The sequence below is a fragment of the Arthrobacter sp. AOP36-C1-22 genome (genome assembly GCF_052377515.1).
Lineage (GTDB): Bacteria > Actinomycetota > Actinomycetes > Actinomycetales > Micrococcaceae > Arthrobacter_H.
Genome location: NZ_JBQSWW010000012.1, coordinates 26,364 through 46,742, shown reverse-complemented (window position 1 = coordinate 46,742; position 20,379 = coordinate 26,364). Strand labels below are relative to the sequence as shown.

Sequence of the window (20,379 nt, the reverse complement as noted above, 5' to 3'; positions counted from 1 at the left end):
GCCGTTCATGCGGCTGTCCTGCTTTCCGTTAACGACGTGCTTCAGCCCCGATCATTCAAATAGGAGCCGTTCAGTTTGGTCAGCAAGGCGGCCAACGACAACAGCTCCTCGTCAGGCCAGTCGGCGAGCAGGTCTTGGAAGACATGCTGGCGGGAGGTCTGCGCCGCAGCCAGTTGCCGTGCCCCGGCCGGGGTCAGGGTGATCGACTGGGCCCGGCCATCCGAGGGATCGGCGACCTTGGCCAGCACCCCCAGCTCCTCGAGCATCTTGACCTGGCGGCTCACCGAGGGTTTGCCGACGCCGATCTCCGCAGCCAACTCGGTCAACCTCAGGGTCCCACGACGTTGCAGCGCCGCCAACAGGCCGTAGGCTCCCGGCTCCATATCGGGGTGGACCTGCTTGGCGACCTTATTGCCATTGGCCCGGGCCCGACGCCAGAGGAAACTGAGCTGCTCCTCCATGTCATGGATGGCTCGGGTGCGCTGGGCCACTGCCTCATCTACGGGATCGGGTGCATTCATGGCACCATCTTAGGGTCGGAGAGACCAACCCGTGGAAGAATGGACAACGTGAGACTCAGTGATTTCTGGCGCCTGATGGACGACGAGTTCGGTGCGGGCTACTCCCGTGTGCTGGCCTCCGAGCTGGTTCTGTCCGAGCTGGGCGGCCTCAGCGCCCAGGCGGCCCTGTCCTCGGGCATCGACCCCCGCCGCGTCTGGTGGGCCATCTGTGAGAAACAGGACGTTCCCCCCGCACGGCGGCTCGGACGCGATGTCGCCCCGAAGCAGTAATCGGCGATGACACGCCGAACACTCGTTCGAACATGTGTTCGGAACAGCTGTAAGCTGTCCACAGAGACATGGCACGGGTGGCGGACCGCGGTTCTCCACAAGGGACGACGGCCCGCACCAAATTATCCGGTGCGGCGCATACCGTGTGAAACAGGACGACAACAGGCCGTAGGGCCGCAAGACAACCGAGGTGAATGATGGCCGCAGCAATGGACCGCGAAAAGGCTCTCGAATCAGCGCTGGCACAGATCGACAAGCAATATGGCAAGGGTTCGGTGATGCGTCTGGGGGACGATACCCGAGCCAGGATCGAAGTCATCCCGACCGGCTCGATCGCCATGGACATCGCCCTGGGCATCGGCGGGCTGCCGCGTGGCCGTGTCGTGGAGATCTACGGACCGGAATCATCCGGTAAGACCACGTTGGCGCTGCACGCAGTCGCCAACGCCCAGGCCAACGGCGGCATTGCCGCCTTCATCGATGCCGAGCACGCACTGGATCCCGAGTACGCCAAGAAGCTCGGCGTCGACACCGACGCCCTGCTGGTGTCCCAGCCGGACACCGGTGAGCAGGCGCTGGAGATCATGGACATGCTCGTTGGTTCCGGCTCCCTGGACGTCGTGGTCATCGACTCGGTGGCCGCCCTGGTGCCGCGCGCCGAAATCGAAGGCGAGATGGGCGATAGCCACGTCGGCTTGCAGGCCCGCCTGATGAGCCAGGCGCTACGTAAGATCGCCGGACGGCTGAGCCAGACGAAGACCACTGCGATCTTCATCAACCAGTTGCGCGAGAAGATCGGCGTCTTCTTCGGCAGCCCCGAAACCACCACCGGTGGCAAGGCGCTGAAGTTCTACGCCTCCGTGCGGATCGACGTCCGTCGCATCGAGACGCTCAAGGAGGGAACCAACCCGGTCGGGAACCGGACCCGGGCCAAGATCGTCAAGAACAAGATGGCCCCGCCCTTCAAACAAGCTGAATTCGACATCCTCTACGGCGTCGGGATCTCCCGTGAGGGTGGCCTGATCGACATGGGCGTCGAAGAAGGCTTCGTGAAGAAGTCGGGGGCATGGTTCACCTACGACGGTGACCAGCTCGGCCAGGGCAAGGAAAATGCGCGTAAGTTCCTGCGGGACAACCCGGATCTAGCCGATGAACTGGAGCGTCGCATCAAGGAGAAGCTGGGTATCGGCGCCCTGCCGCCGGAGGAGCCGGGCGATGCGCAGCTACGCGCCGTGGGCAAGGACTCCTAGGCGTTCGAACGCAACGAAGTACAGGCCGGGAGGGGGCGTCGGTGGAGGGAGACAGCGCTGCCATGGAGGCCGGTGACCTGAACCGGGAGACCCTGTTCCCCCGCGAAGACACCGCACCGCTGGACGCGGCGGAGGACCACCGGGCCGAGCAGGAGCCTGGTGGTAGAGGCGGTGGGCGCGGACACCGGTCTCCCGGTCCTGACCCGGAGAAGGACCCCGAGGCGGCGGCACGGGCGATCGTCCTGCGACAGCTCACCGGCTCGCCCAAGAGTCGTCGGCAGTTGGCCGACAAGCTCTCGGAGCGGGGGATCCCGCGGGACGCGGCCGAGGGCATCCTGGATCGATTCGAGGAACTTCAACTCATCGACGATGCCGCCTTCGCCGAGGCCTGGGTGCGTAGCCGTGCCCGCAGCCGGGGACTGTCTCGCAGCGCCTTGCGCCGCGAGCTGCGGGAGAAGGGCATTGCCGACGAGCTCTCCGATGAGGCGCTGGAACAGCTCAGCGGGGCCGATGAGTTGGAGATGGCCCGCGAACTCGTGGAGAAGAAGGTCAGGTCGATGCCGGCGGGACTGGACCACGACAAGGGGGTCCGGCGGCTGGTGGCGATGCTCGGCCGCAAGGGGTACGGGTCGGGGACCGCCTTTCGTGTCGTCAACGAGATCTGGACTGCCGACCGCGACTGAGCCCTGCCCTGCCAAAACGCCCAGGTTCCTTCACCGATGATGCGTTCGGTACTCTGGGGGAGTGAGTTCGACCATGCCCAGCCCCGATACAGCCCCGCCCCTCGACGCAGCGCAACGCAGCTACGAGGTGCGCACCTACGGCTGCCAGATGAACGTCCACGACTCCGAGAGACTGGCAGGACTGCTGGAGCAAGCCGGCATGGTGCCCAGCCGCGATCCGGACACGGAAGCCGACGTCGTCGTGTTCAACACCTGCGCCGTCCGGGAGAACGCCGATAACAAGCTCTACGGAAACCTGGGGCGTTTGGCGCACGTGAAGGAGCAGCACCCCGGCATGCAGATCGCCGTCGGTGGGTGCCTGGCACAGAAGGACCGCGAGACGATCCAGCGCAGGGCCCCGTGGGTCGACGTCGTCTTCGGAACCCATAACGTCGGTTCCCTGCCCACGCTGCTCGAACGCGCCCGCCACAACAACGAAGCCCAGCTGGAGATCCTCGAATCCCTCGACGTCTTCCCCTCGACCCTTCCCACCAAACGCGATTCGGTCTACGCCGGCTGGGTCTCGATCTCGGTGGGCTGCAACAACACCTGTACCTTCTGCATCGTGCCCTCGCTGCGCGGCAAGGAGCGGGACCGCCGCCCCGGTGACATCCTGGCCGAAGTCCAGGCCCTGGTCGACGACGGGGCCATCGAGGTCACCCTGCTGGGCCAGAACGTGAACTCCTACGGTGTTGAATTCGGGGATCGGCTGGCCTTTGGCAAACTGCTCCGGGCCTGCGGACGGATCCCCGGACTCGAACGCGTCAGATTCACCAGCCCACACCCCGCGGCCTTCACCGACGACGTCATCGAGGCGATGGCCGAAACCGATAATGTGATGCCGCAACTGCATATGCCCCTGCAGTCCGGGTCCGACCGGGTGCTCAAGGACATGCGCCGCTCCTATCGTTCCAAGAAGTTCCTGGGGATCCTGGACCGGGTACGTCAGCGCATGCCCGAGGCGGCCATCACCACCGACATCATCGTTGGCTTCCCCGGGGAAACCGAAGAGGACTTCCAGGCGACCCTGGATGTCGTCGAGCAATCCCGGTTCGCCAGCGCCTTCACCTTCCAATATTCCAAGCGCCCCGGGACCCCGGCGGCCGAACTGGCCGATCAGCTGCCCAAGGAAGTCGTCCAGGAACGCTACGAACGGCTGACCGCGCTCCAGGACAGGATCTGCGCCGAAGAGAATGCCCGGCAACTCGGCCGTGAAGTCGAAGTCATGGTCACCGCACAGCCGGGACGCAAGGCCGAGCAGACCCACCGGCTGACGGGCCGTGCCCGCGACCAGCGGCTGGTCCACTTCTCCGTGCCCGACGGCGCCGAAGCCCCCCGTCCGGGTGACCTGGTCAACGTCACGATCACTGAAGCCGCAGCCTTCCACCTGATCGCCGATCCACCGACCACGGCCCAATACCACCTGCGTCGTTCACGCGCCGGGGACGCCTGGGACCGCTCGCAGGCCGACTCCTGCGGCACCGGCCAGGGGGCAGCGGGCCAGGGCGTCTCGCTGGGCATGCCCGCCCTGCCCCCGCGCGCTTAGCCCGGCATGAGGCCACTGATCGCGATCGTCGGGCCAACGGCCACCGGCAAATCCGACGCCGCCATCGCCCTCGCCCGGCGCCTCGACGGGGAAATCGTCAACGCCGATGCCCTGCAGTTCTACCGCGGCATGGACATCGGCACGGCCAAACTGGCCCCGGCCGAGCGGGGTGGGGTCCCGCACCACCTGCTGGACATCATGGACATCGACGATGAAGCCAGCGTGGCCACGTTCCAACAGCAGGCCCGGGAAGCGATCGCCGGCATCCAGGACCGTGGCCGGCTGCCGATCCTGGTCGGCGGCTCCGGACTCTACGTCCGGGCCGTCATCGACGAACTCGAGTTCCCGCCCACCGATCCGACGATTCGACGGCGGCTGGAAGCCGAAGCGGCCGAGGACGGTGTGGCCGGGATGCGCCGTCGTCTGGCCGTGGCGGACCCGGTGTCATCGGCCCGGGATCTGGACGAGCGCCGACTGGTCCGGGCCCTGGAGGTCCACGAGCTGACCGGGCGGCCCTTCAGCTCCTACATGCCGCGCCGCGACTACCGGCAACCCACCCTCCAACTCGGACTCGACATCGACCGCGAACTGCTGCACGCCAAGGTGGCACACCGGGTGCGCACCATGCATGAAACCGGGCTGCTGGACGAAGTGGAGTCGTTGGCGGCCCTCGGTCTGCGCGAGACCAGGACCGCCTCCCGGGCCATCGGCTACGCCCAGTTCCTTCAGGTGCTGGAAGGCACCGCGACGATCGAGCAGGCCATCGAATCAACCACCGTGGCCACCCGCCGCTTCGCCCGCCGCCAAATCACCTGGTTCAGGGCCGATCCCCGGGTCCACTGGTTCGATGCCGCGGACCCGGATCTGTGGGCAGCGCTGGAAGCATCCGTGCGGGAATTCGAAGTATCCCCGGGCACGTAGGCTGGGACCATGAGCTTTACGGAATCCGATCACCCCAGCGGAACCCTGTCGGCCCTCTCGGGCCTGGACTTCACCAAGGGCCATGGAACGGGCAATGACTTCATCCTGTTCTCGGACCCGGACAACAGACAGGACATCCTTCCCGCGCAGGTGGCTTCCCTCTGCGACCGTCATCTCGGCCTCGGAGCCGACGGAGTGATCCGTGCCATCCGTTCAGAGACCCTGGCCGAGGGGCGGGAGTTGCTGGCCCGGCACCCGGAGGCCGAATGGTTCATGGATTACCGCAACGGCGACGGCTCGGTCTCCGAGATGTGCGGGAACGGGGTGCGCGTCTTCGTGCATTTCCTGGTCTCCCGTGCTCTGGTTTCCCTGGCCGACGGCGATTCCCTGACGATCGGCACCCGGGCCGGGGTGAAGGTGGTCTCCCGCTCTGCCGCCGGGTACTCGGTGGACATGGGCCCGTGGGAGTTCCTCTTCCCCGACCAGGCCCATGAACGGGCCCTGGACAGCATCGTGGACGCCTCGTTGGAGGTCCCGCGCCCGGGCCTGAGCGTGGACATGGGCAACCCGCATACGGTCGTCGCGCTCTCCGAGGCGACCGAGCTGGACCAGCTGGATCTGCACCGGATGCCGGTGGTCGACCCCCTCCCCGAGCACGGGACGAATGTGGAGTTCGTGTTGCCGTCGGATCCGCTGGTCAACGACGGTGTCGGAACCATCCGCATGCGCGTCCATGAACGCGGTGTGGGCGAGACCCTGTCGTGTGGCACCGGCGCCTGCGCCGCCGTCGTGGCGACCCGACACTGGGCCGGTGGGGCCTCGGCACGCCGCTGGGACGTGCACGTTCCCGGCGGGACCGTCTCCGTACGGTTCGTGACGGCTCCCGAGGGCCGCGAGCATGTGGTCCTGGAGGGACCTGCGGTACTGGTGGCCGAGGGGACCCTGGTCTAGTCCTTCGAGGGAGTCGTGCCCACGCCGGAGGCATCCGTGGTGTTGCGCACCCTCAGGATGCGGAAGGTCTTGGCGCTGGAGTATCGATCGACGATGAACCCGGTGGGGAGTTCCCGAACCAGCCACTGTTGCAGTGAATCCGAGCCCAGGTTCTTCTGGACGACCAACCAGGCAGTTCCGCCGACAGCCAGCCGGGGCAACCAGTGGAGCAGGATCCCATGCAGGATTTCCTTGCCCACCCGGATCGGGGGATTGGACCAGATGGTCTGGAACCTCAGGTCGTCATCGACGGCTTCGGGGGCCGTGGCCACCACGTTGTCCAGGGACAGGGCCTGCGCGTTTTCGCGGGTGAGTTCCAGGCTGCGCTGGTTGACGTCCACGGCATGGACGGTGGCGGAGGGGGAAGCCAGAGCCATGCTCAAGGCGATCGGACCCCAGCCGCAGCCGATGTCGAGCAGGTGGCCTTCCGCCGCCGGGGCGGGCACCCCGGACAGCAGGACCGCGGTTCCCTTGTCGATTCCATCCGGGCTGAAGATGCCTCCGGCGGTGTTGACGGCGTGTTCCGTGCCGCCGAGCATCACGCGGACGCTCCTGCGGGTGAATGGCGTCGACGGTTGTGCGCTGAAGTAGTGGTCCGAACCCATGGGTTGAAGATTAACCGTCAGGGTGAGGCCAAAGCGAATCCCGGTCTTCCCGGCCCGACGGTTTCAGTGATAGAGTTATCCCAATCACTCACGGTTCGGGCACTCTCGGGTTTCGGCCTGTGGAGGAAACCAGCCACCTGTCGGTGACCCGGACTAGAATTGGTGTACGAATCCTTTCAAAGGGGAACATGACCACTCATAACGAGCCCAACCCGGACGATCGAAACCTCCCGGAGGACGAGATCCAATCCGTCATCGACCGTATTCTGGCCACGGACGATGCCACCGACCGTGCCACGCCCCAGCGTGCTGACGACAGGCGCGCCCAGGCGCCGCTGGGCGGCAAAGCCCTGGCCTTGGACGGCAAGGGTGACGGACACTCATCAAGCGATGGCGACCAGCGCGATCTGTCCGAACGCCATGCGCTGCGCCGCGTCGCCGGATTGTCCACCGAGCTGGAAGACGTCACCGAGGTCGAAAACCGGCAGCTTCGGCTGGAACGGGTGGTACTCGCCGGAATCTGGACCGAAGGAACGTCCCAGGAAGCGGAAAACTCCCTGCGGGAACTGGCCGCCTTGGCCGAAACAGCGGGATCGGAAGTCCTGGATGGCATGGTCCAGCGCCGCTTGAAACCGGATCCAGCCACGTTCCTGGGCTCGGGCAAGGCCCAGGAGCTGCGCGATGTCGTGGCCAGCACCGGGGCCGATACCGTGGTCGTCGATTCCGAACTGGCTCCATCCCAGCGCAGGGCGTTGGAGGACATCGTCCGGGTGAAGGTCATCGACAGGACCTCGCTGATCCTGGACATCTTCGCCCAACATGCGCAGAGCCGTGAGGGCAAGGCCCAGGTCGAACTGGCCCAGCTTGAATACCTTCTTCCCCGCCTCCGTGGCTGGGGCGAATCCATGTCACGCCAAGCCGGTGGCCGGGTCGGGACCGCGGGCGGTGGCATCGGATCACGCGGCCCCGGCGAGACCAAGATCGAATTGGACCGTCGACGGATCCGTGACCGCATGGCCAAACTCCGTCGCGAGATCAAGGGCATGAAACCGGCACGTGATGCCAAACGCTCGAACCGGAAACGCAATGCCGTTCCGGCGGTGGCCATTGCCGGGTACACGAACGCGGGAAAGTCCTCGCTGCTGAACCGCTTGACCGACGCCGGGGCGCTGGTGGAGAACGCACTGTTCGCCACGCTGGATCCCACGGTCCGGCGCACGGAAACCGAAGATGGCTTGGGGTACACCATTGCCGATACCGTGGGATTCGTCAGGTCGTTGCCCACCCAACTGGTGGAGGCCTTCCGCTCGACCCTCGAGGAAATCGCCGACGCCGATCTGATCCTGCACGTGGTCGATGCCTCCCACCCCGACCCCGAAGGCCAGATCCATGCGGTCCGGGAGGTCCTCACCGAGGTCGACGCGCAGGACATTGCAGAGATCATCGTGTTGAACAAGGCCGATATCGCCGATCCGTTCGTCGTCGAACGCATTCGTCAACGCGAACCGAACCATGTGGTGGTCTCTGCCCGGACCGGCGGGGGGATCCCCGAACTGCTTGCGGCGATCAGCGAAGCCATCCCCCGTCCGGATGTGGCCATGGAATTGCTGATTCCCTATGACCGTGGTGATCTGGTCCACCGGCTGCACGGCTCCGACGCGGAGATCCTGGAGACCGAGCACCTGGATGAAGGGACCCGTCTGTCCGTGAAGGTACGCGGTGCACTCGCCGCGGAATTGGAGCAGTTCGTCGTACATGGCTGAAGTACAAGAGGTGGTCGCCCTCCTGGATCAGGCGGTCGAACGCATGGGCGGGGAAAGCAGGCCCGGACAGCATGAGATGACCAAACAGGTCGTGGAGGCCTTCGAAAGCGGAAAGCACCTCCTGGTGCAGGCCGGCACCGGGACGGGTAAATCGCTGGCCTATCTGGTTCCGGCGATCGCCCACGCCCTCGAAGCAGATAAACCGGTGGTCGTCTCCACCGCGACCTTGGCCCTGCAGGCCCAGATCGTCGGTCGGGACGTTCCCCGGCTCCTGGAGAACCTGGATGACGAGCTGCCGCGGCACCTGGATGTCGCCCTGGCCAAGGGGCGATCGAACTATGTCTGCAAGTACAAGCTGGGAGGCGGCTACCCCGACGAGGATGAAGGGGCGCTCTTCGCGTTGGGCGATGACGGGGCGGCCCGCCCCTTGACCGCCGGCACGGGGCCCACTTCGGCACTGGGCCAGGAAGTCGTTCGCGTACGCGAATGGGCCGAGGAAACCGAATCGGGGGACCGGGACGATCTCGTCCCGGGGGTCAGCGAACGTGCCTGGCGGCAGGTCTCCGTCAGTGCCATGGACTGCCTCGGTGCCCAGCGGTGCCCGATGGCCGAGGAATGCTTCAGCGAACTGGCCCGCAAGAAGGCCGGCGATGCCGACATCGTGATCACCAACCACGCCTTGCTGGCCGTCTCGGCGTTCGAGGGATTGGCGGTGCTGCCGGAATTCGACACGGTGATCATCGACGAGGCCCATGAACTCCAGGACCGGGTCACCAATTCGGTGACCCGCCCCATCTCGGCAGCGCTGGTTGCCGCCGCGGCCACCGCGACCCGCAGAAACTGCAAAGGCGTCGCTGTCGAAGCCCTCAACCAGGCGGGTAAGACCCTGGCCGACTCCCTGGAGGGAGTGCCGACCGGGCTGCTGCCCAAGGGGCTGAATGAAGAGCAGGTCGCCGCCATCGCCGCCGTGCGCGAAGCGGCGCGTACGGCCCTGTCCGACTCGAAACCGGGGAATGGCGAAACCGCTGACGGCGGACGCCAGATGGCCCGCTCGCAGTTGATGTATCTGCAGGAACAGTGCGAACGCCTCGATGGACCCGCCGATGAACGCGAGGTCGTCTGGATATCCCGCCAAGGCAACTTCACCCCGGGGGCCGGTTACAGCGCCCCGGATGACTCGGCCCCCGCGACGATCAATGTCGCTCCACTGTCGGTGGCCGGCAAATTACGTGAGGGCCTCTTCGACGGCCGCACGGTCGTCCTGACCTCCGCGACCCTGGCCATAGGTGCTGCCTTCGAACCGGTGGCCGGATTGTTGGGGCTGCTCGGCGAGGGGGCTCCCGCGTGGACGGGCATCGATGTCGGTAGCCCCTTTGACTATGCCCGGCAGGGGATGCTCTATGTTGCGCGGCATCTGCCCAAACCATCGCGAAACGTATCGACCGAGGCCCTGGATGAGCTCGCCGACCTGATCGGGGCCTCCGGCGGGGGAGTACTGGCATTGTTCTCCTCCCGGCGGGCCGCCGAGGAGGCCGCCGAAGCGCTGCGGCCACGGGTGGACCCGGAGATCCTCTGCCAGGGCGAGTCGAGCATGTCCACGTTGGTCCGGCAGTTCGCCGATGAACGCGATACCTGCCTGTTCGGGACCATGACCCTCTGGCAGGGAGTCGACGTGCCGGGTCAGTCATGCCGGGTGGTGGTCATCGACAGGATCCCTTTCCCACGCCCCGACGACCCGCTGTCCACGGCACGCAGCCGCGACGTTGCCCGACATGGGGGCAACGGTTTCATGGCCGTCTCCGCCTCCCATGCAGCAGTCCGTCTGGCCCAGGGGGCAGGCCGGTTGATCCGTTCCACGGGGGACCGTGGCGTGGTGGCCGTCTTGGATTCACGGCTGGCCACCGAACGCTATGGAAACTACCTGCGTGCGTCGCTGCCCCCGATGTGGTCGACCACGGACAAGGACGTCGTGCTGGGGTCGCTGAGGCGTCTGGCGGCGAGCGAGGACTAGACATGAAAGGAGGGCCCGTCCGCGGACGGGCCCTCCTGGAAGTACACCGCGGCCTAGATCGAACGCATCACCGAAACGACCTTGCCCATGACGGTGGCATGATCGCCCAGGATCGGCTCGTACTGGCGGTTCTGTGGCAGCAGCCACGTGTGGCCGTCGCGCTGCCTGAAGGTCTTCACCGTGGCCTCGTCATCGAGCAGCGCCGCGACGACATCGCCGTTCTCCGCATGTTGCTGACGGCGGACGACGACCCAGTCCCCGTCACAGATGGCTGCCTCGACCATCGAATCCCCGCTGACCTTGAGCATGAACAGTTCACCGTGCCCGACGAGTTGGCGTGGCAATGACATGACATCCTCGACCGCCTGGTCCGCCAGGATTGGTCCACCGGCGGCGATGCGGCCCACCAGCGGAACCCGGGCCACCTCGTCGGAATCATCCGAGTCCACCACGGTCAGCCGGGGCCGAAGCTGCTCCGGTTCCCGCGGGGCGGGAGCCGGCTGCGAGGCCTCCGGGGTCCCGGTGACCTCGGGGGCCAGCGGGCGCAGGATCTCCATGGCCCGGGGGCGGCGTGGATCCCTCCGGATGTAGCCGAGCTTCTCCAGCTGGGCGAGCTGGTGGGTGACGCTGGACAAGCTCGCCAGCCCGACCGTATCGCCGATTTCGCGCATGGACGGCGGATACCCCTTGGCGGTCACGGCCTCCTGGATGGTTTCCAGGATCCGCCTCTGCCGGACAGTCAACCCCTTCGGTGCCTTCTTCGGCGCCGGATTCTCCGCTGAGCTCATGATCCATCCCGTCCTGGTTAATCGCCGGCGTACCGGGGCTGTGCGCAATGTGTCGGATGCAACTGGTGGACTCTCATCCATCCAGCCGATGGCTTCCACTCTAGGGCAGTCACGGACTTCATTCAAAGATTTATTCGAACGTGTCTCGACAATCTTCGTACATAGATGCTAAAAATGAGATAGAAGTTCGAATATGAGTTCGAAGATCGGGTTCGACACCCGCAACGAGAACCCGCTTCGGCGGACAACAGGAAGGTCAGACCATGGCGCAGATCGCACTCGCAGCCCCGGTGTCCCTCAAGGCGGACTCCGTTCCGACCACCGCCCCGACCCGTGCCTCCACCCCTCGGGGCCGGCTGGAGCTGACGCGCCGGGGGCGCTTCATCCTCATTGGCCTGCCGGTCATGCTGGCAGCCACCGCCCTGCTCGTCCTCGCTGGCATCTTCACCGCCCCGGTCATGGCCTCGGACGCATCGGATACGACCGCGGTGGAAGCCACGACCGTCTCCGTCATGGAGGGCGACACGGTCTGGGCGCTGGCCGAGGAGTTCGCCCCGCAGCGCGACCGCCGTGACGTCATGGCGGAAATCACGGAAATGAACGACCTGAACGGATCGGTCCTCGTCCCGGGCCAGGAGATCTTCGTCCCCACGGGTGATTAGGCCCGCTTTATGACCCTGTCACCCGGTCCGATTCCCGACTGCGGGGCACGGGCAATAGAATGGGGTCGTGAGTGATCAGCTGGAACGACTGGCCAAATTGCCCCTGCGTGAAAACCTGCGTGGCATCGAACCCTACGGCGCACCGCAACTGGACGTGCCCATCCTGTTGAACGTCAACGAGAACACCCATCCGTTGCCCGAGGCAGTAAGCCGGGCCATCTCCGAAGAGGTCAGTGCCGCCGCTGCGTCCCTGAACCGTTACCCGGATCGTGAATTCACCGAACTCCGCGAACGCCTCGCCGACTATTTGGGACACGGGCTGGATGCGGCGAACATGTGGGCCGCCAACGGATCCAACGAGGTCCTGCAGCAGATCCTCCAGGCCTTCGGAGGGCCGGGACGCACCGTGATGAGCTTCCCGCCCACGTATTCGATGTACCCGTTGCTGGCCAGCGGGACCGACACCACCTACCTCGCCGGAGAGCGGAGCGGTGACTTCGGACTCAGCGCGCGATCCGCAGCGGACCAGGTCACGGAGGCGGCGCCGGATATCGTGATCCTCTGTTCGCCGAACAACCCGACGGGTACCGCCCTGGGACTGGACGTCGTGGAAGCGGTATACGAGGCAGGGCGTGCCAGCCAGGCGATCGTCATCGTCGATGAGGCCTACGCCGAATTCGCACTCAGCGGGACCGGATCCGCGCTGACACTGCTGCCCGGCCGCGAACGACTGATCGTCACCCGGACCATGAGCAAGGCCTTCGCGCTGGCCGGGGCCCGGCTGGGCTATCTCGCGGCGGCCCCGGAAATCGCCGATGCGCTGCGCCTGGTCCGTCTGCCTTACCACCTCTCGGCCGTCACCCAAGCCACCGCCAATGCCGCCTTGAAACAGGTCGATGCGCTGCTGGCCACGGTCGAGGACATCAAGGGCCAACGCGACAGGATCGTCCGCGAACTCACCCGGTTGGGGTTGGAACCGGCAGTCAGTGACTCCAATTTCGTCTTTTTCGGCGGGCTCGAGCATTCCCGTGCCATCTGGCAGGGTCTGCTCGAGGCCGGGGTACTCATCCGAGATGTGGGCATCGCCGGTCATCTGCGGGTCACCGCTGGAACCGAGACCGAGACGACCGCATTCCTCCAGGCCTTGGAGGGCCTCCTGAGCCCCGCCGCGGATACCGGCTCCGGGCACGACAGCTAGACTTAACCTGCGGGCCGCCACCGTCGCCGCCCGCCCCACCCACACCGAAGGAATACCCATGTCTGCAGAATTGCTCGGCGGTCGCCGAGCCCGCATGGAGCGTGCCACCAGCGAGTCCACCGTCACCGTCGAACTCGACCTGGACGGCACGGGTGTCGCGAACATCAGCACCAGCGTCCCGTTCTACGACCACATGCTCACGGCGCTGGCAAAGCACTCGCTGATCGACCTGACGGTCCAGGCGACCGGCGACACCCACATCGACGCCCACCACACGGTGGAGGACGTGGCCATCACCATCGGCGAGGTCCTGCGCACCGCCCTGGGCGACAAGGCGGGGATCCGCCGCTTCGGCGAAGCTTCGGTCCCGCTCGATGAGGCCCTGGCCCACGCGGTCGTCGACATCTCGGGACGGCCCTATCTGGTCCACGGGGGTGAGCCGGCAGGTCAGGAATACCACTTGATCGGCGGGCACTTCACCGGCTCGCTCACCCGCCACGTCTTCGAATCGATCACGCTGCACGCACAGATCTGCCTGCACATGCGACTGGTGTGCGGCAGGGACCCGCACCACATCGTCGAAGCGCAGTTCAAGGCCTTCGCCCGCGCCTTGCGCCAGGCCGTGGAACCAGACCCCCGCAACGCCGGGATGATCCCCTCCACGAAGGGTGCCCTGTAGATGGCCGGGCCCCGGATCACCGTGCTGGATTACGGATCGGGCAACATCCGTTCCGCGGTCCGCGCGCTCGAACACGTCGGAGCCGAAGTCACCCTGAGCAACAAACCGGATGACATTCGTGGGGCCGATGGTCTCGTCGTTCCAGGAGTCGGCGCCTTCGCCAGCGTGATGAAGGCCCTCGGCGAGGTCGGGGCAGGACCGTTGATCGGGCGCCGGATCGCCGGGGGCCGTCCGGTCCTGGGGATCTGCGTCGGCCACCAGGTCTTCTTCGATGAGGGGGTCGAACACGGTATCCGGACCGCCGGTTTCGGGGAATGGCCCGGAACCGTCGAGCGGCTCAAGGCGCCGGTGGTCCCGCATATGGGCTGGAACACCGTCACGGCGGCCGAAGGGTCCAGGCTCTTTGCCGGTCTCGAGGACGAGCGGTTCTACTTCGTACACTCCTATGCGGTCCAGCATTGGGATTTCCCGGTGGCCCAACCGCGTATGAGCCCCCCGGCAGTGACCTGGTCCGATCACGGGGGCCCCTTCATCGCCGCCGTGGAGAACGGGCCGTTGTCGGCCGTGCAGTTCCACCCGGAGAAGTCAGGCGAAGCAGGGGCGAAACTGCTATCCAACTGGTTGGGAACCCTGTCCTGATGTGGAGTCTCATCCTCATGGCGGTCGGCGGCATCCTCGCCGGTGGTGCGTTGTCGCTGCGTCAGCAAAAGGCCCATATCTCCTGGATCATCGCGACCTGGGTCCTGGCGGCGATGGCCCTGCTTTCCGCCTACATCATGACCCTGAAGTAGTCTTCCCCTCCCGGCAAGACGCCGCGTACCACCCCCCACGACCTATTCGACGAAGACCGGAGAAGATCCCCGTGACCAGCAACAGCATCCTCGAACTCCTGCCCGCGGTGGACATCGCCGACGGGCAAGCCGTCCGCCTCGTCCAGGGCGAAGCCGGCAGCGAGACCGGGTACGGTGACCCGCTTGAAGCGGCCCTGGCCTGGCAACAAGACGGCGCCGAGTGGGTGCACCTGGTGGACCTGGACGCCGCATTCGGGAGGGGGAACAACACCCAGGCCGTCGCCCGGATTTCCCGTGAACTGGGAATCAAGATCGAACTCTCCGGCGGAATCCGGGACGACGAATCCTTGGAACGGGCGCTGGAATTCGGCGCCGCCCGGGTCAACCTGGGTACCGCTGCCCTGGAAGCCCCCGACTGGACGGCCCGCGCCATCGCCCGGCACGGAGACAAGATCGCCGTCGGACTCGATGTGCGGGGAACCACGTTGGCCGGCCGCGGGTGGACCAGCGAAGGGGGAGACCTCTGGGACGTGCTGGCCCGGCTCGAAGACGCCGGATGCGCCCGCTACGTCGTGACCGATGTGACCAAGGACGGAACACTGCGCGGTCCGAACGTGGACCTGCTGCGTGAAATGTGCACCCGAACCAGTCGACCCGTGATCGCCTCCGGCGGGATCTCCAGCCTCGATGACCTGCGCGAACTACGTGCCTTGGTGCCCGACGGGGTCGAGGGCGCAATCGTGGGCAAGGCCCTGTATTCCGGGCAGTTCACCCTGCCCCAGGCCCTCGACGTCGCCGGCCGGCGGTAGCGATGACCGACGGCGCATCCAACGCGGCCGCCGGAACACCCCGCGGGAAAGCTCCCACGGACCAGCCGATCGGCCGCCACCTGCCAGGACATATCGAGGCCGCCCTGCTCCGCGCCGGAGAAGCCACCGACTCCGCCGGCCAATCCTGGGCCGGACGGGATCTGTCGGGCGGGGGAAACCCGCTGCACCACTTCGATGATGACGACGGCACGGCCGACCCCGGCTACCTCGAAGCCATCACCGCGCTGAAGGCCGGCTCCGGTACCGAACAAATGGTCCACGAGGCGTTGGCCCACGCCAGGGTGTTCGTGCCCGTGGTCGCGACCCTGGCCGAAGGGGGCCTCGGGGACCACGGATTCACCGAAGACAAGGAAGCCGATATGGCGCTGGTGACCATCACCGCCCCTGACGGCCGCCCCGCCCTGCCGGTGTTCAGCAGTGTCGACCGGTTGCAGGCCTGGCACGGGCAAGCACGCCCCGTGGCCGTCTACGCTCCGCGGGCCGCCTTGTCCGCCGTGGCCGAAAAGGCCCAGCTCCTCGTGATCGACCCCGCGGCAGAGGCCACCTTCGTCCTGCGACGGCCCGCGATGTGGGCGCTGGCCCAACAGCAGGTGTGGACCCCCAGCTACGCCGACGAGACCCTGCTGCCGCTGCTGCAGGCCGCGGCCGACGCCGATCCCGCCATCCTCGGGATCACCGCGGCCCCGGGCCGGGGCGTTGCTTCGCGCACCGCCGATGGGACGGTCATGGCCGGGGGAGGCCCGGGCCCGGAGCTGCGCGTGGAGGTCTCCCTGCGTTCCGGGATGGCCCGTGATGACGTCACCGACACCGTCGAGCGACTGCAACGCACGCTGGGAGCCGACCCGGAATTCGGTGCCCGGGTCGATTCGTTGGAACTCGGACTCCAGGGACCACCGGCCCGCGCGTGAACGGCTACGCCACCCGGCGGCAGGGACCCCCGGGCCGGGCAGCGAAAAGGAGGCCGCCACCGGGGTGGCGACCTCCCGGGGAATGGTGGTCGAAGCCCTAGTTCACGGGCCCGGTGAGTTTCTCGCCGGGACCCTGTCCCGGGGCATCCGGGTAGTTGGAGGCCTCACGGAAGGCCAGCTGCAAGGAGCGCAGGCCGTCGCGTAGCGGGCCGGCATGCTGGGAGCCGACTTCGGGTGCTGCTGCCGTGATCAGACCCGCCAGTGCGGTGATGAGCTTGCGGGCTTCATCCAGGTCCTGCAGGTCTTCCGCGTCTTCGCCTTCGGCGAGTCCGCACTTCACGGCTGCCGCGCTCATCAGGTGCACGGCTGCGGTGGTAATGACTTCCACGGCCGCTACTTCAGCGATGTCGCGAACCTCGTTGGTCTCGCCGAAGGTGGCGTCCGGATTGGTTTCAGGGGTACTCATGCTGCTAAGCTTTTCACAGACCGACTGGTTTTGCTGACTCAGCGGATTCCGCCCCACCGGGCGAAGGATCCGTCGGGAACAACGAAACGAGTATGCAAGTGGAGGCCTACTCCCACCCGCAGTAACCGCTTCAGGTTGCCGGGTCACTTCGGGACGGAACCACGGGTTCCGTGGCATGCGCGAGCAGCCGAACCGATTTTCCAGGCCTCCATCTGCCCAGCAGCTGGAGGCCTTCTCTTGTTGCTGGCGGCTTCGAACTACGAAAAGCAGGAGCGACACATCAGCGATCCACGCATTAACGATCGAATCCGCGTCCCAGAGGTGCGGCTGGTTGGACCCAACGGCGAACAGGTGGGCATTGTCCGCATCGAGGACGCGTTGCGTCTGGCCGCGGAGTCCGACCTTGATCTGGTCGAGGTGGCGCCGACGGCCAAGCCGCCCGTGTGCAAACTGATGGACTTCGGCAAATTCAAGTACGAAGCCGCGGTGAAGGCACGCGAGGCACGCAAGAACCAGACCAACACGGTCCTCAAGGAAGTCCGCTTCCGCCTCAAGATCGACAAGCACGATTACGAGACGAAGACCGGGCATGCCCTGCGCTTCCTCGGCGCTGGCGACAAGGTCAAGGCCATGATCCAGTTCCGTGGTCGTGAGCAGCAGCGTCCCGAACTGGGCATCCGCCTGCTGAACAAGTTCGCCGAAGACGTGGCCGAAGTCGGCGTCGTCGAGTCGAGCCCGCGTCAGGACGGCCGCAACATGGTCATGGTCGTCGGACCGCTGAAGAACAAGGCAGAGGCCAAGGCCGAAGCCCGCCGTCAGGCACAGCGTGAAAACGACAAGGCCAAGTCCAAGGCGACCAAGGAAGACCGCGTCGATACCTCGGACGAGCAGCCGGCCATGACCCAGTCCTTGGGTGACAACCTTCCGGACGAGTTCCAGGCGCGTCTGGCCCAGGTCGAGGCGGATAACGCCGAAAAGGCCAAGGTCGACGCCGCAGCAGCCAAGGAAGCAGAAGCCAAGGCAGCCGCAGCCCCGCAGACCCCCGAGGCCGAACCGGCCACCAAGCCTGCGGAAGCCGCCAAGCCTGCGGAAGCGACCAAGCCAGCGGCGGCCAGCAAGCCGTCGACCGCGGCGAAGCCGGCAGCGGCAGCCAAGCCGGCCGCTGCAGCGAAGCCCGCAGCAGCTCCGAAGCCGGCCGCCAAGCCGGCCCCGAAGCCTGCGCCGAAACCGGCACCGAAGCCCAGCGCGGCTCCGAAGCCGGCCCCGAAGCCCACCGCGGCTCCGAAACCTCGTCCGGGTAAATAGCCCGGTGTGGCCAGCCCCTGTCGGGGGCAGCACTTGACCCACGGTTTCCCATACAGGAAGCCTCAAAGATCCCCGGTCCGATAGGGCAACGGGAGCACGTAAGGAGAACGGCGGATATGCCGAAGTTCAAGACCCACAGTGGCGCCAAGAAGCGCTTCAAGCTCACCGGTAGCGGCAAGATCATGCGCCAGCAGGCCAATCGTCGTCACTACCTGGAGCACAAGCCTTCCAGCCTGAAGCGCCAGCTCAAGGGCGAACGGATCGTTGCCAAGGCGGACACCAAGACCATCAAGCGGATGCTGGGCCTCTAAGCACACGCACCGGGAACCACGAGTTCCCATCCATCCATGGAGTTCCCCCGGACAGGTCGCCGATAGGCAGGCATCCCGAGGACAAGATATTAAGGAGTACACACGTGGCACGTGTGAAGCGGGCAGTCAACGCCCACAAGAAGCGTCGGGTCGTTCTCGAACGGGCCAAGGGCTACCGCGGTCAGCGTTCGCGCCTGTACCGCAAGGCCAAGGAGCAGCTGCTCCACTCGTTCGTCTACAGCTACGGCCACCGCCGCAAGCGCAAGGGTGACTTCCGTCGCCTCTGGATCCAGCGCATCAACGCTGCTTCCCGCGCGAACGGCCTGACCTACAACCGTCTGATCCAGGGCTTGAAGGCCGCTGAGGTCGAGGTTGATCGCCGGATGCTCGCCGATCTCGCCGTGTCCGACGCCAACGCGTTCGGCGCACTGGTCAAGGTCGCCAAGGAGGCCCTCCCGGCCGACGTCAACGCCCCGGCCGCCGAGAAGCCCGCCACGAAGGCACCGGCTGCTCCGGCCGCCAAGAAGGCTGCCGCCCCCAAGGCCGCCGCCCCGAAGGCCGCCAAGGCCACCGAGGGTGAAGGCATGGTCAAGGCCGTTGAAGGCGAGGAAGCCCCCGCGGGCTACGTCATCAAGGGCAACCAGTCGATGAAGTACCACGTGCCGGATTCGACCTGGTACGACCAGACGCAGCCGGAGTTCTGGTTCAACTCCGTCGAGGCCGCCAAGGCCGCCGGTTTCGAGCCGGCAGGTGGCGAGTCCCGCCAGCAGTTCTCCAAGTAGGACACTGCGCCGCGGGCCACGGCCCGCATGGTGCGAGGGGACGGAATTCCAAGCGGATTCCGTCCCCTCGGCCGTTAACCACTAGTGGTGGCCGGACCACCTGTGCGCTGCGGCGCCCGACACCGATAAGGTTCTTCCCATGAGCGCCGAACACCACGCTGAGATCGAAATGACCAACCCACGGGCCGAACGCGTCCGCGACGTGGCCCGGTTGGCCACCCGGCCCGGCCGTGCCAAGAAGGCTGCTTTCCTGGCCGAGGGACCCCAAGCGGTCCGTGAGGCACTGCAACGCCACGACACCATGGTGGCCGGGGGCGAACGCGGGATCGTCCAGGAGGTCTTCGCCACCGCTGAAGCCCTCCAGCGACACCCGGATCTGGCGCGGCCGCGGACCAGGGTCAGGCTGCGCACCGCGAGCCCCGAGGTGCTGGCCGCCATGGCCGACACCGTGTCCCCGCAAGGGATCATGGCCGTCTGCCGCATCGCCGAGACCAGCCTCGATGAGGTGTTCGACGCCGGGACGCGGCTTGTCGCCGTATTGTGCCGGGTCCAGGACCCCGGCAACGCCGGCACCATCCTCCGCGCCGCCGTGGCAGCGGGGGCCGATGCAGTCGTGCTCACCGGGGGAAGCGTCGACATCTACAACCCCAAGGCCGTGCGCTCCACCGTCGGATCCATCTTCCAGGTGCCGATCGTCTCCGGGGTGTCGTTCACGTCCCTGGCCGCTGCGGCGCAGGAGGCGCAGGTGCAGCTTCTGGCCGCCGACGGGTACGGGGATACCGACCTCGACGTGCTGCAGGACCAGAGCACGATGCGCCGCCTGGGTGGACCTGGCAGCAGCGGGAGTGTTGCGGGACCTCAGCTGGAGGCACCCACCGCGTGGCTCTTCGGCAACGAAGCCCAGGGACTGGACGAGGAGGAACTGACGACCGCGGGCCACCGGGTTGCGGTACCGCTCTACGGGGTCGCGGAATCATTGAACGTGGGCACGGCGGCCACCGTCTGCCTCTACGCCTCGGCGCGGGCGCACCGGAGATCCGGTCCATCCGCCTGAGGGCAC

General features: G+C 66.5%; 23 protein-coding genes. 19 read left to right on the top strand and 4 right to left on the bottom strand.

The annotated features are described in order from the left end of the window. Positions 1–41: 41 nt before the first annotated feature. On the bottom strand, positions 42–521 hold the full coding sequence (locus ACT3S6_RS08670) for a MarR family winged helix-turn-helix transcriptional regulator (RefSeq protein WP_444554605.1): 480 nt from the start codon (positions 519–521) through the stop codon (positions 42–44). Positions 522–569: 48 nt separating this feature from the next. On the opposite strand from ACT3S6_RS08670, the gene ACT3S6_RS08665 reads away from it, so the two are divergent. The 6 genes from ACT3S6_RS08665 (at position 570) to dapF (ending at position 6,181) form a co-directional block, all read left to right on the top strand. Then, on the top strand, positions 570–791 hold the full coding sequence (locus tag ACT3S6_RS08665) for a DUF3046 domain-containing protein (RefSeq protein ID WP_444554604.1): 222 nt from the start codon (positions 570–572) through the stop codon (positions 789–791). A 197-nt stretch (positions 792–988) separates the two neighbouring features. Beyond that, complete coding sequence (recA, locus tag ACT3S6_RS08660; protein WP_444554648.1) at positions 989–2,041, top strand: recombinase RecA; 1,053 nt, start codon at positions 989–991, stop codon at positions 2,039–2,041. Between the two features lie 41 nt (positions 2,042–2,082). Continuing rightward, positions 2,083–2,724: a regulatory protein RecX gene (locus ACT3S6_RS08655; protein ID WP_444554603.1), complete on the top strand. Its 642-nt coding sequence runs from the start codon at positions 2,083–2,085 to the stop codon at positions 2,722–2,724. Positions 2,725–2,785: 61 nt separating this feature from the next. Further along, positions 2,786–4,309 carry a tRNA (N6-isopentenyl adenosine(37)-C2)-methylthiotransferase MiaB gene (gene miaB / locus ACT3S6_RS08650; protein ID WP_444554602.1) on the top strand — a complete coding sequence of 508 codons (1,524 nt, stop codon included), beginning with the start codon at positions 2,786–2,788 and terminating at the stop codon, positions 4,307–4,309. A 6-nt stretch (positions 4,310–4,315) separates the two neighbouring features. Next, positions 4,316–5,230 (top strand): tRNA (adenosine(37)-N6)-dimethylallyltransferase MiaA, encoded by a 915-nt coding sequence (miaA, locus tag ACT3S6_RS08645; protein ID WP_444554601.1) that lies wholly within the window; start codon positions 4,316–4,318, stop codon positions 5,228–5,230. 9 nt (positions 5,231–5,239) lie between these two features. Further along, positions 5,240–6,181 carry a diaminopimelate epimerase gene (gene dapF, locus ACT3S6_RS08640; RefSeq protein WP_444554600.1) on the top strand — a complete coding sequence of 314 codons (942 nt, stop codon included), beginning with the start codon at positions 5,240–5,242 and terminating at the stop codon, positions 6,179–6,181. On the opposite strand, the gene ACT3S6_RS08635 is transcribed toward dapF, so the two are convergent. Beyond that, complete coding sequence (locus tag ACT3S6_RS08635; RefSeq protein ID WP_444554599.1) at positions 6,178–6,825, bottom strand: class I SAM-dependent methyltransferase; 648 nt, start codon at positions 6,823–6,825, stop codon at positions 6,178–6,180. The genes dapF and ACT3S6_RS08635 overlap by 4 nt on opposite strands. Before the next feature lie 188 nt (positions 6,826–7,013). On the opposite strand from ACT3S6_RS08635, the gene hflX reads away from it, so the two are divergent. Together hflX and ACT3S6_RS08625 are read left to right on the top strand one after the other, a co-directional pair. Further along, positions 7,014–8,588: a GTPase HflX gene (gene hflX, locus ACT3S6_RS08630; RefSeq protein ID WP_444554598.1), complete on the top strand. Its 1,575-nt coding sequence runs from the start codon at positions 7,014–7,016 to the stop codon at positions 8,586–8,588. Then, positions 8,581–10,599 carry an ATP-dependent DNA helicase gene (locus ACT3S6_RS08625; protein WP_444554597.1) on the top strand — a complete coding sequence of 673 codons (2,019 nt, stop codon included), beginning with the start codon at positions 8,581–8,583 and terminating at the stop codon, positions 10,597–10,599. Before hflX ends, ACT3S6_RS08625 begins: the two co-directional genes overlap by 8 nt. Positions 10,600–10,652: 53 nt before the next feature. On the opposite strand, the gene lexA is transcribed toward ACT3S6_RS08625, so the two are convergent. Further along, on the bottom strand, positions 10,653–11,387 hold the full coding sequence (lexA, locus tag ACT3S6_RS08620; protein ID WP_444554596.1) for a transcriptional repressor LexA: 735 nt from the start codon (positions 11,385–11,387) through the stop codon (positions 10,653–10,655). Positions 11,388–11,650: 263 nt separating this feature from the next. Here lexA and ACT3S6_RS08615 point away from each other — a divergent pair, with 263 nt between their 5' ends. From ACT3S6_RS08615 to ACT3S6_RS08585, 7 genes are all read left to right on the top strand, one after another. Further along, positions 11,651–12,049, top strand: coding sequence for a LysM peptidoglycan-binding domain-containing protein (locus tag ACT3S6_RS08615; protein ID WP_444554595.1), 399 nt, complete (start codon positions 11,651–11,653; stop codon positions 12,047–12,049). Between the two features lie 67 nt (positions 12,050–12,116). Further along, the gene (locus ACT3S6_RS08610; RefSeq protein WP_444554594.1) at positions 12,117–13,247 is read left to right on the top strand and encodes a histidinol-phosphate transaminase; all 1,131 of its coding nucleotides are present in this window, start codon (positions 12,117–12,119) and stop codon (positions 13,245–13,247) included. Between the two features lie 58 nt (positions 13,248–13,305). Further along, positions 13,306–13,926 carry an imidazoleglycerol-phosphate dehydratase HisB gene (gene hisB, locus ACT3S6_RS08605; protein WP_444554593.1) on the top strand — a complete coding sequence of 207 codons (621 nt, stop codon included), beginning with the start codon at positions 13,306–13,308 and terminating at the stop codon, positions 13,924–13,926. Continuing rightward, a complete protein-coding gene (gene hisH / locus ACT3S6_RS08600; protein WP_444554592.1) occupies positions 13,927–14,565 on the top strand; it encodes an imidazole glycerol phosphate synthase subunit HisH in 639 nt (212 codons plus the stop codon). Next, positions 14,565–14,717, top strand: coding sequence for a hypothetical protein (locus ACT3S6_RS08595; protein ID WP_444554591.1), 153 nt, complete (start codon positions 14,565–14,567; stop codon positions 14,715–14,717). Before hisH ends, ACT3S6_RS08595 begins: the two co-directional genes overlap by 1 nt. Positions 14,718–14,782: 65 nt before the next feature. After that, positions 14,783–15,526, top strand: coding sequence for a bifunctional 1-(5-phosphoribosyl)-5-((5-phosphoribosylamino)methylideneamino)imidazole-4-carboxamide isomerase/phosphoribosylanthranilate isomerase PriA (priA, locus tag ACT3S6_RS08590; RefSeq protein WP_444554647.1), 744 nt, complete (start codon positions 14,783–14,785; stop codon positions 15,524–15,526). Between the two features lie 2 nt (positions 15,527–15,528). Then, the gene (locus ACT3S6_RS08585) at positions 15,529–16,455 is read left to right on the top strand and encodes an SseB family protein (RefSeq protein WP_444554590.1); all 927 of its coding nucleotides are present in this window, start codon (positions 15,529–15,531) and stop codon (positions 16,453–16,455) included. 97 nt (positions 16,456–16,552) lie between these two features. Here the strand turns inward: ACT3S6_RS08585 and ACT3S6_RS08580 are convergent, their stop codons facing one another. Then, positions 16,553–16,921, bottom strand: a complete 369-nt coding sequence (locus ACT3S6_RS08580; protein ID WP_444554589.1) for a DUF1844 domain-containing protein — start codon at positions 16,919–16,921, stop codon at positions 16,553–16,555. A gap of 321 nt (positions 16,922–17,242) precedes the next feature. On the opposite strand from ACT3S6_RS08580, the gene infC reads away from it, so the two are divergent. From infC to ACT3S6_RS08560, 4 genes are all read left to right on the top strand, one after another. After that, entirely contained in the window at positions 17,243–18,226 is a 984-nt protein-coding gene (infC, locus tag ACT3S6_RS08575) for a translation initiation factor IF-3 (protein WP_444554646.1), read from the top strand. A 116-nt stretch (positions 18,227–18,342) separates the two neighbouring features. Next, on the top strand, positions 18,343–18,537 hold the full coding sequence (gene rpmI / locus ACT3S6_RS08570; RefSeq protein WP_444554588.1) for a 50S ribosomal protein L35: 195 nt from the start codon (positions 18,343–18,345) through the stop codon (positions 18,535–18,537). A gap of 104 nt (positions 18,538–18,641) precedes the next feature. Continuing rightward, a complete protein-coding gene (gene rplT, locus ACT3S6_RS08565) occupies positions 18,642–19,319 on the top strand; it encodes a 50S ribosomal protein L20, sunset domain variant (RefSeq protein ID WP_444554587.1) in 678 nt (225 codons plus the stop codon). A 139-nt stretch (positions 19,320–19,458) separates the two neighbouring features. Beyond that, the gene (locus ACT3S6_RS08560; protein ID WP_444554586.1) at positions 19,459–20,373 is read left to right on the top strand and encodes a TrmH family RNA methyltransferase; all 915 of its coding nucleotides are present in this window, start codon (positions 19,459–19,461) and stop codon (positions 20,371–20,373) included. Positions 20,374–20,379 lie beyond the last annotated feature (6 nt).

Coding starts and splice junctions, on each gene's coding strand:
- ACT3S6_RS08635 (WP_444554599.1), bottom strand. CDS start 6,825: ATGGGTTCGGACCACTACTTCAGCGCACAACCGTCGACGCCATTCACC.
- ACT3S6_RS08580 (WP_444554589.1), bottom strand. CDS start 16,921: ATGAGTACCCCTGAAACCAATCCGGACGCCACCTTCGGCGAGACCAAC.
- dapF (WP_444554600.1), top strand. CDS start 5,240: ATGAGCTTTACGGAATCCGATCACCCCAGCGGAACCCTGTCGGCCCTC.
- hisH (WP_444554592.1), top strand. CDS start 13,927: ATGGCCGGGCCCCGGATCACCGTGCTGGATTACGGATCGGGCAACATC.
- hisB (WP_444554593.1), top strand. CDS start 13,306: ATGTCTGCAGAATTGCTCGGCGGTCGCCGAGCCCGCATGGAGCGTGCC.
- ACT3S6_RS08595 (WP_444554591.1), top strand. CDS start 14,565: ATGTGGAGTCTCATCCTCATGGCGGTCGGCGGCATCCTCGCCGGTGGT.
- ACT3S6_RS08615 (WP_444554595.1), top strand. CDS start 11,651: ATGGCGCAGATCGCACTCGCAGCCCCGGTGTCCCTCAAGGCGGACTCC.
- miaA (WP_444554601.1), top strand. CDS start 4,316: ATGAGGCCACTGATCGCGATCGTCGGGCCAACGGCCACCGGCAAATCC.
- ACT3S6_RS08585 (WP_444554590.1), top strand. CDS start 15,529: ATGACCGACGGCGCATCCAACGCGGCCGCCGGAACACCCCGCGGGAAA.
- hflX (WP_444554598.1), top strand. CDS start 7,014: ATGACCACTCATAACGAGCCCAACCCGGACGATCGAAACCTCCCGGAG.
- ACT3S6_RS08625 (WP_444554597.1), top strand. CDS start 8,581: ATGGCTGAAGTACAAGAGGTGGTCGCCCTCCTGGATCAGGCGGTCGAA.
- recA (WP_444554648.1), top strand. CDS start 989: ATGGCCGCAGCAATGGACCGCGAAAAGGCTCTCGAATCAGCGCTGGCA.
- ACT3S6_RS08560 (WP_444554586.1), top strand. CDS start 19,459: ATGAGCGCCGAACACCACGCTGAGATCGAAATGACCAACCCACGGGCC.
- ACT3S6_RS08670 (WP_444554605.1), bottom strand. CDS start 521: ATGAATGCACCCGATCCCGTAGATGAGGCAGTGGCCCAGCGCACCCGA.
- rpmI (WP_444554588.1), top strand. CDS start 18,343: ATGCCGAAGTTCAAGACCCACAGTGGCGCCAAGAAGCGCTTCAAGCTC.
- lexA (WP_444554596.1), bottom strand. CDS start 11,387: ATGAGCTCAGCGGAGAATCCGGCGCCGAAGAAGGCACCGAAGGGGTTG.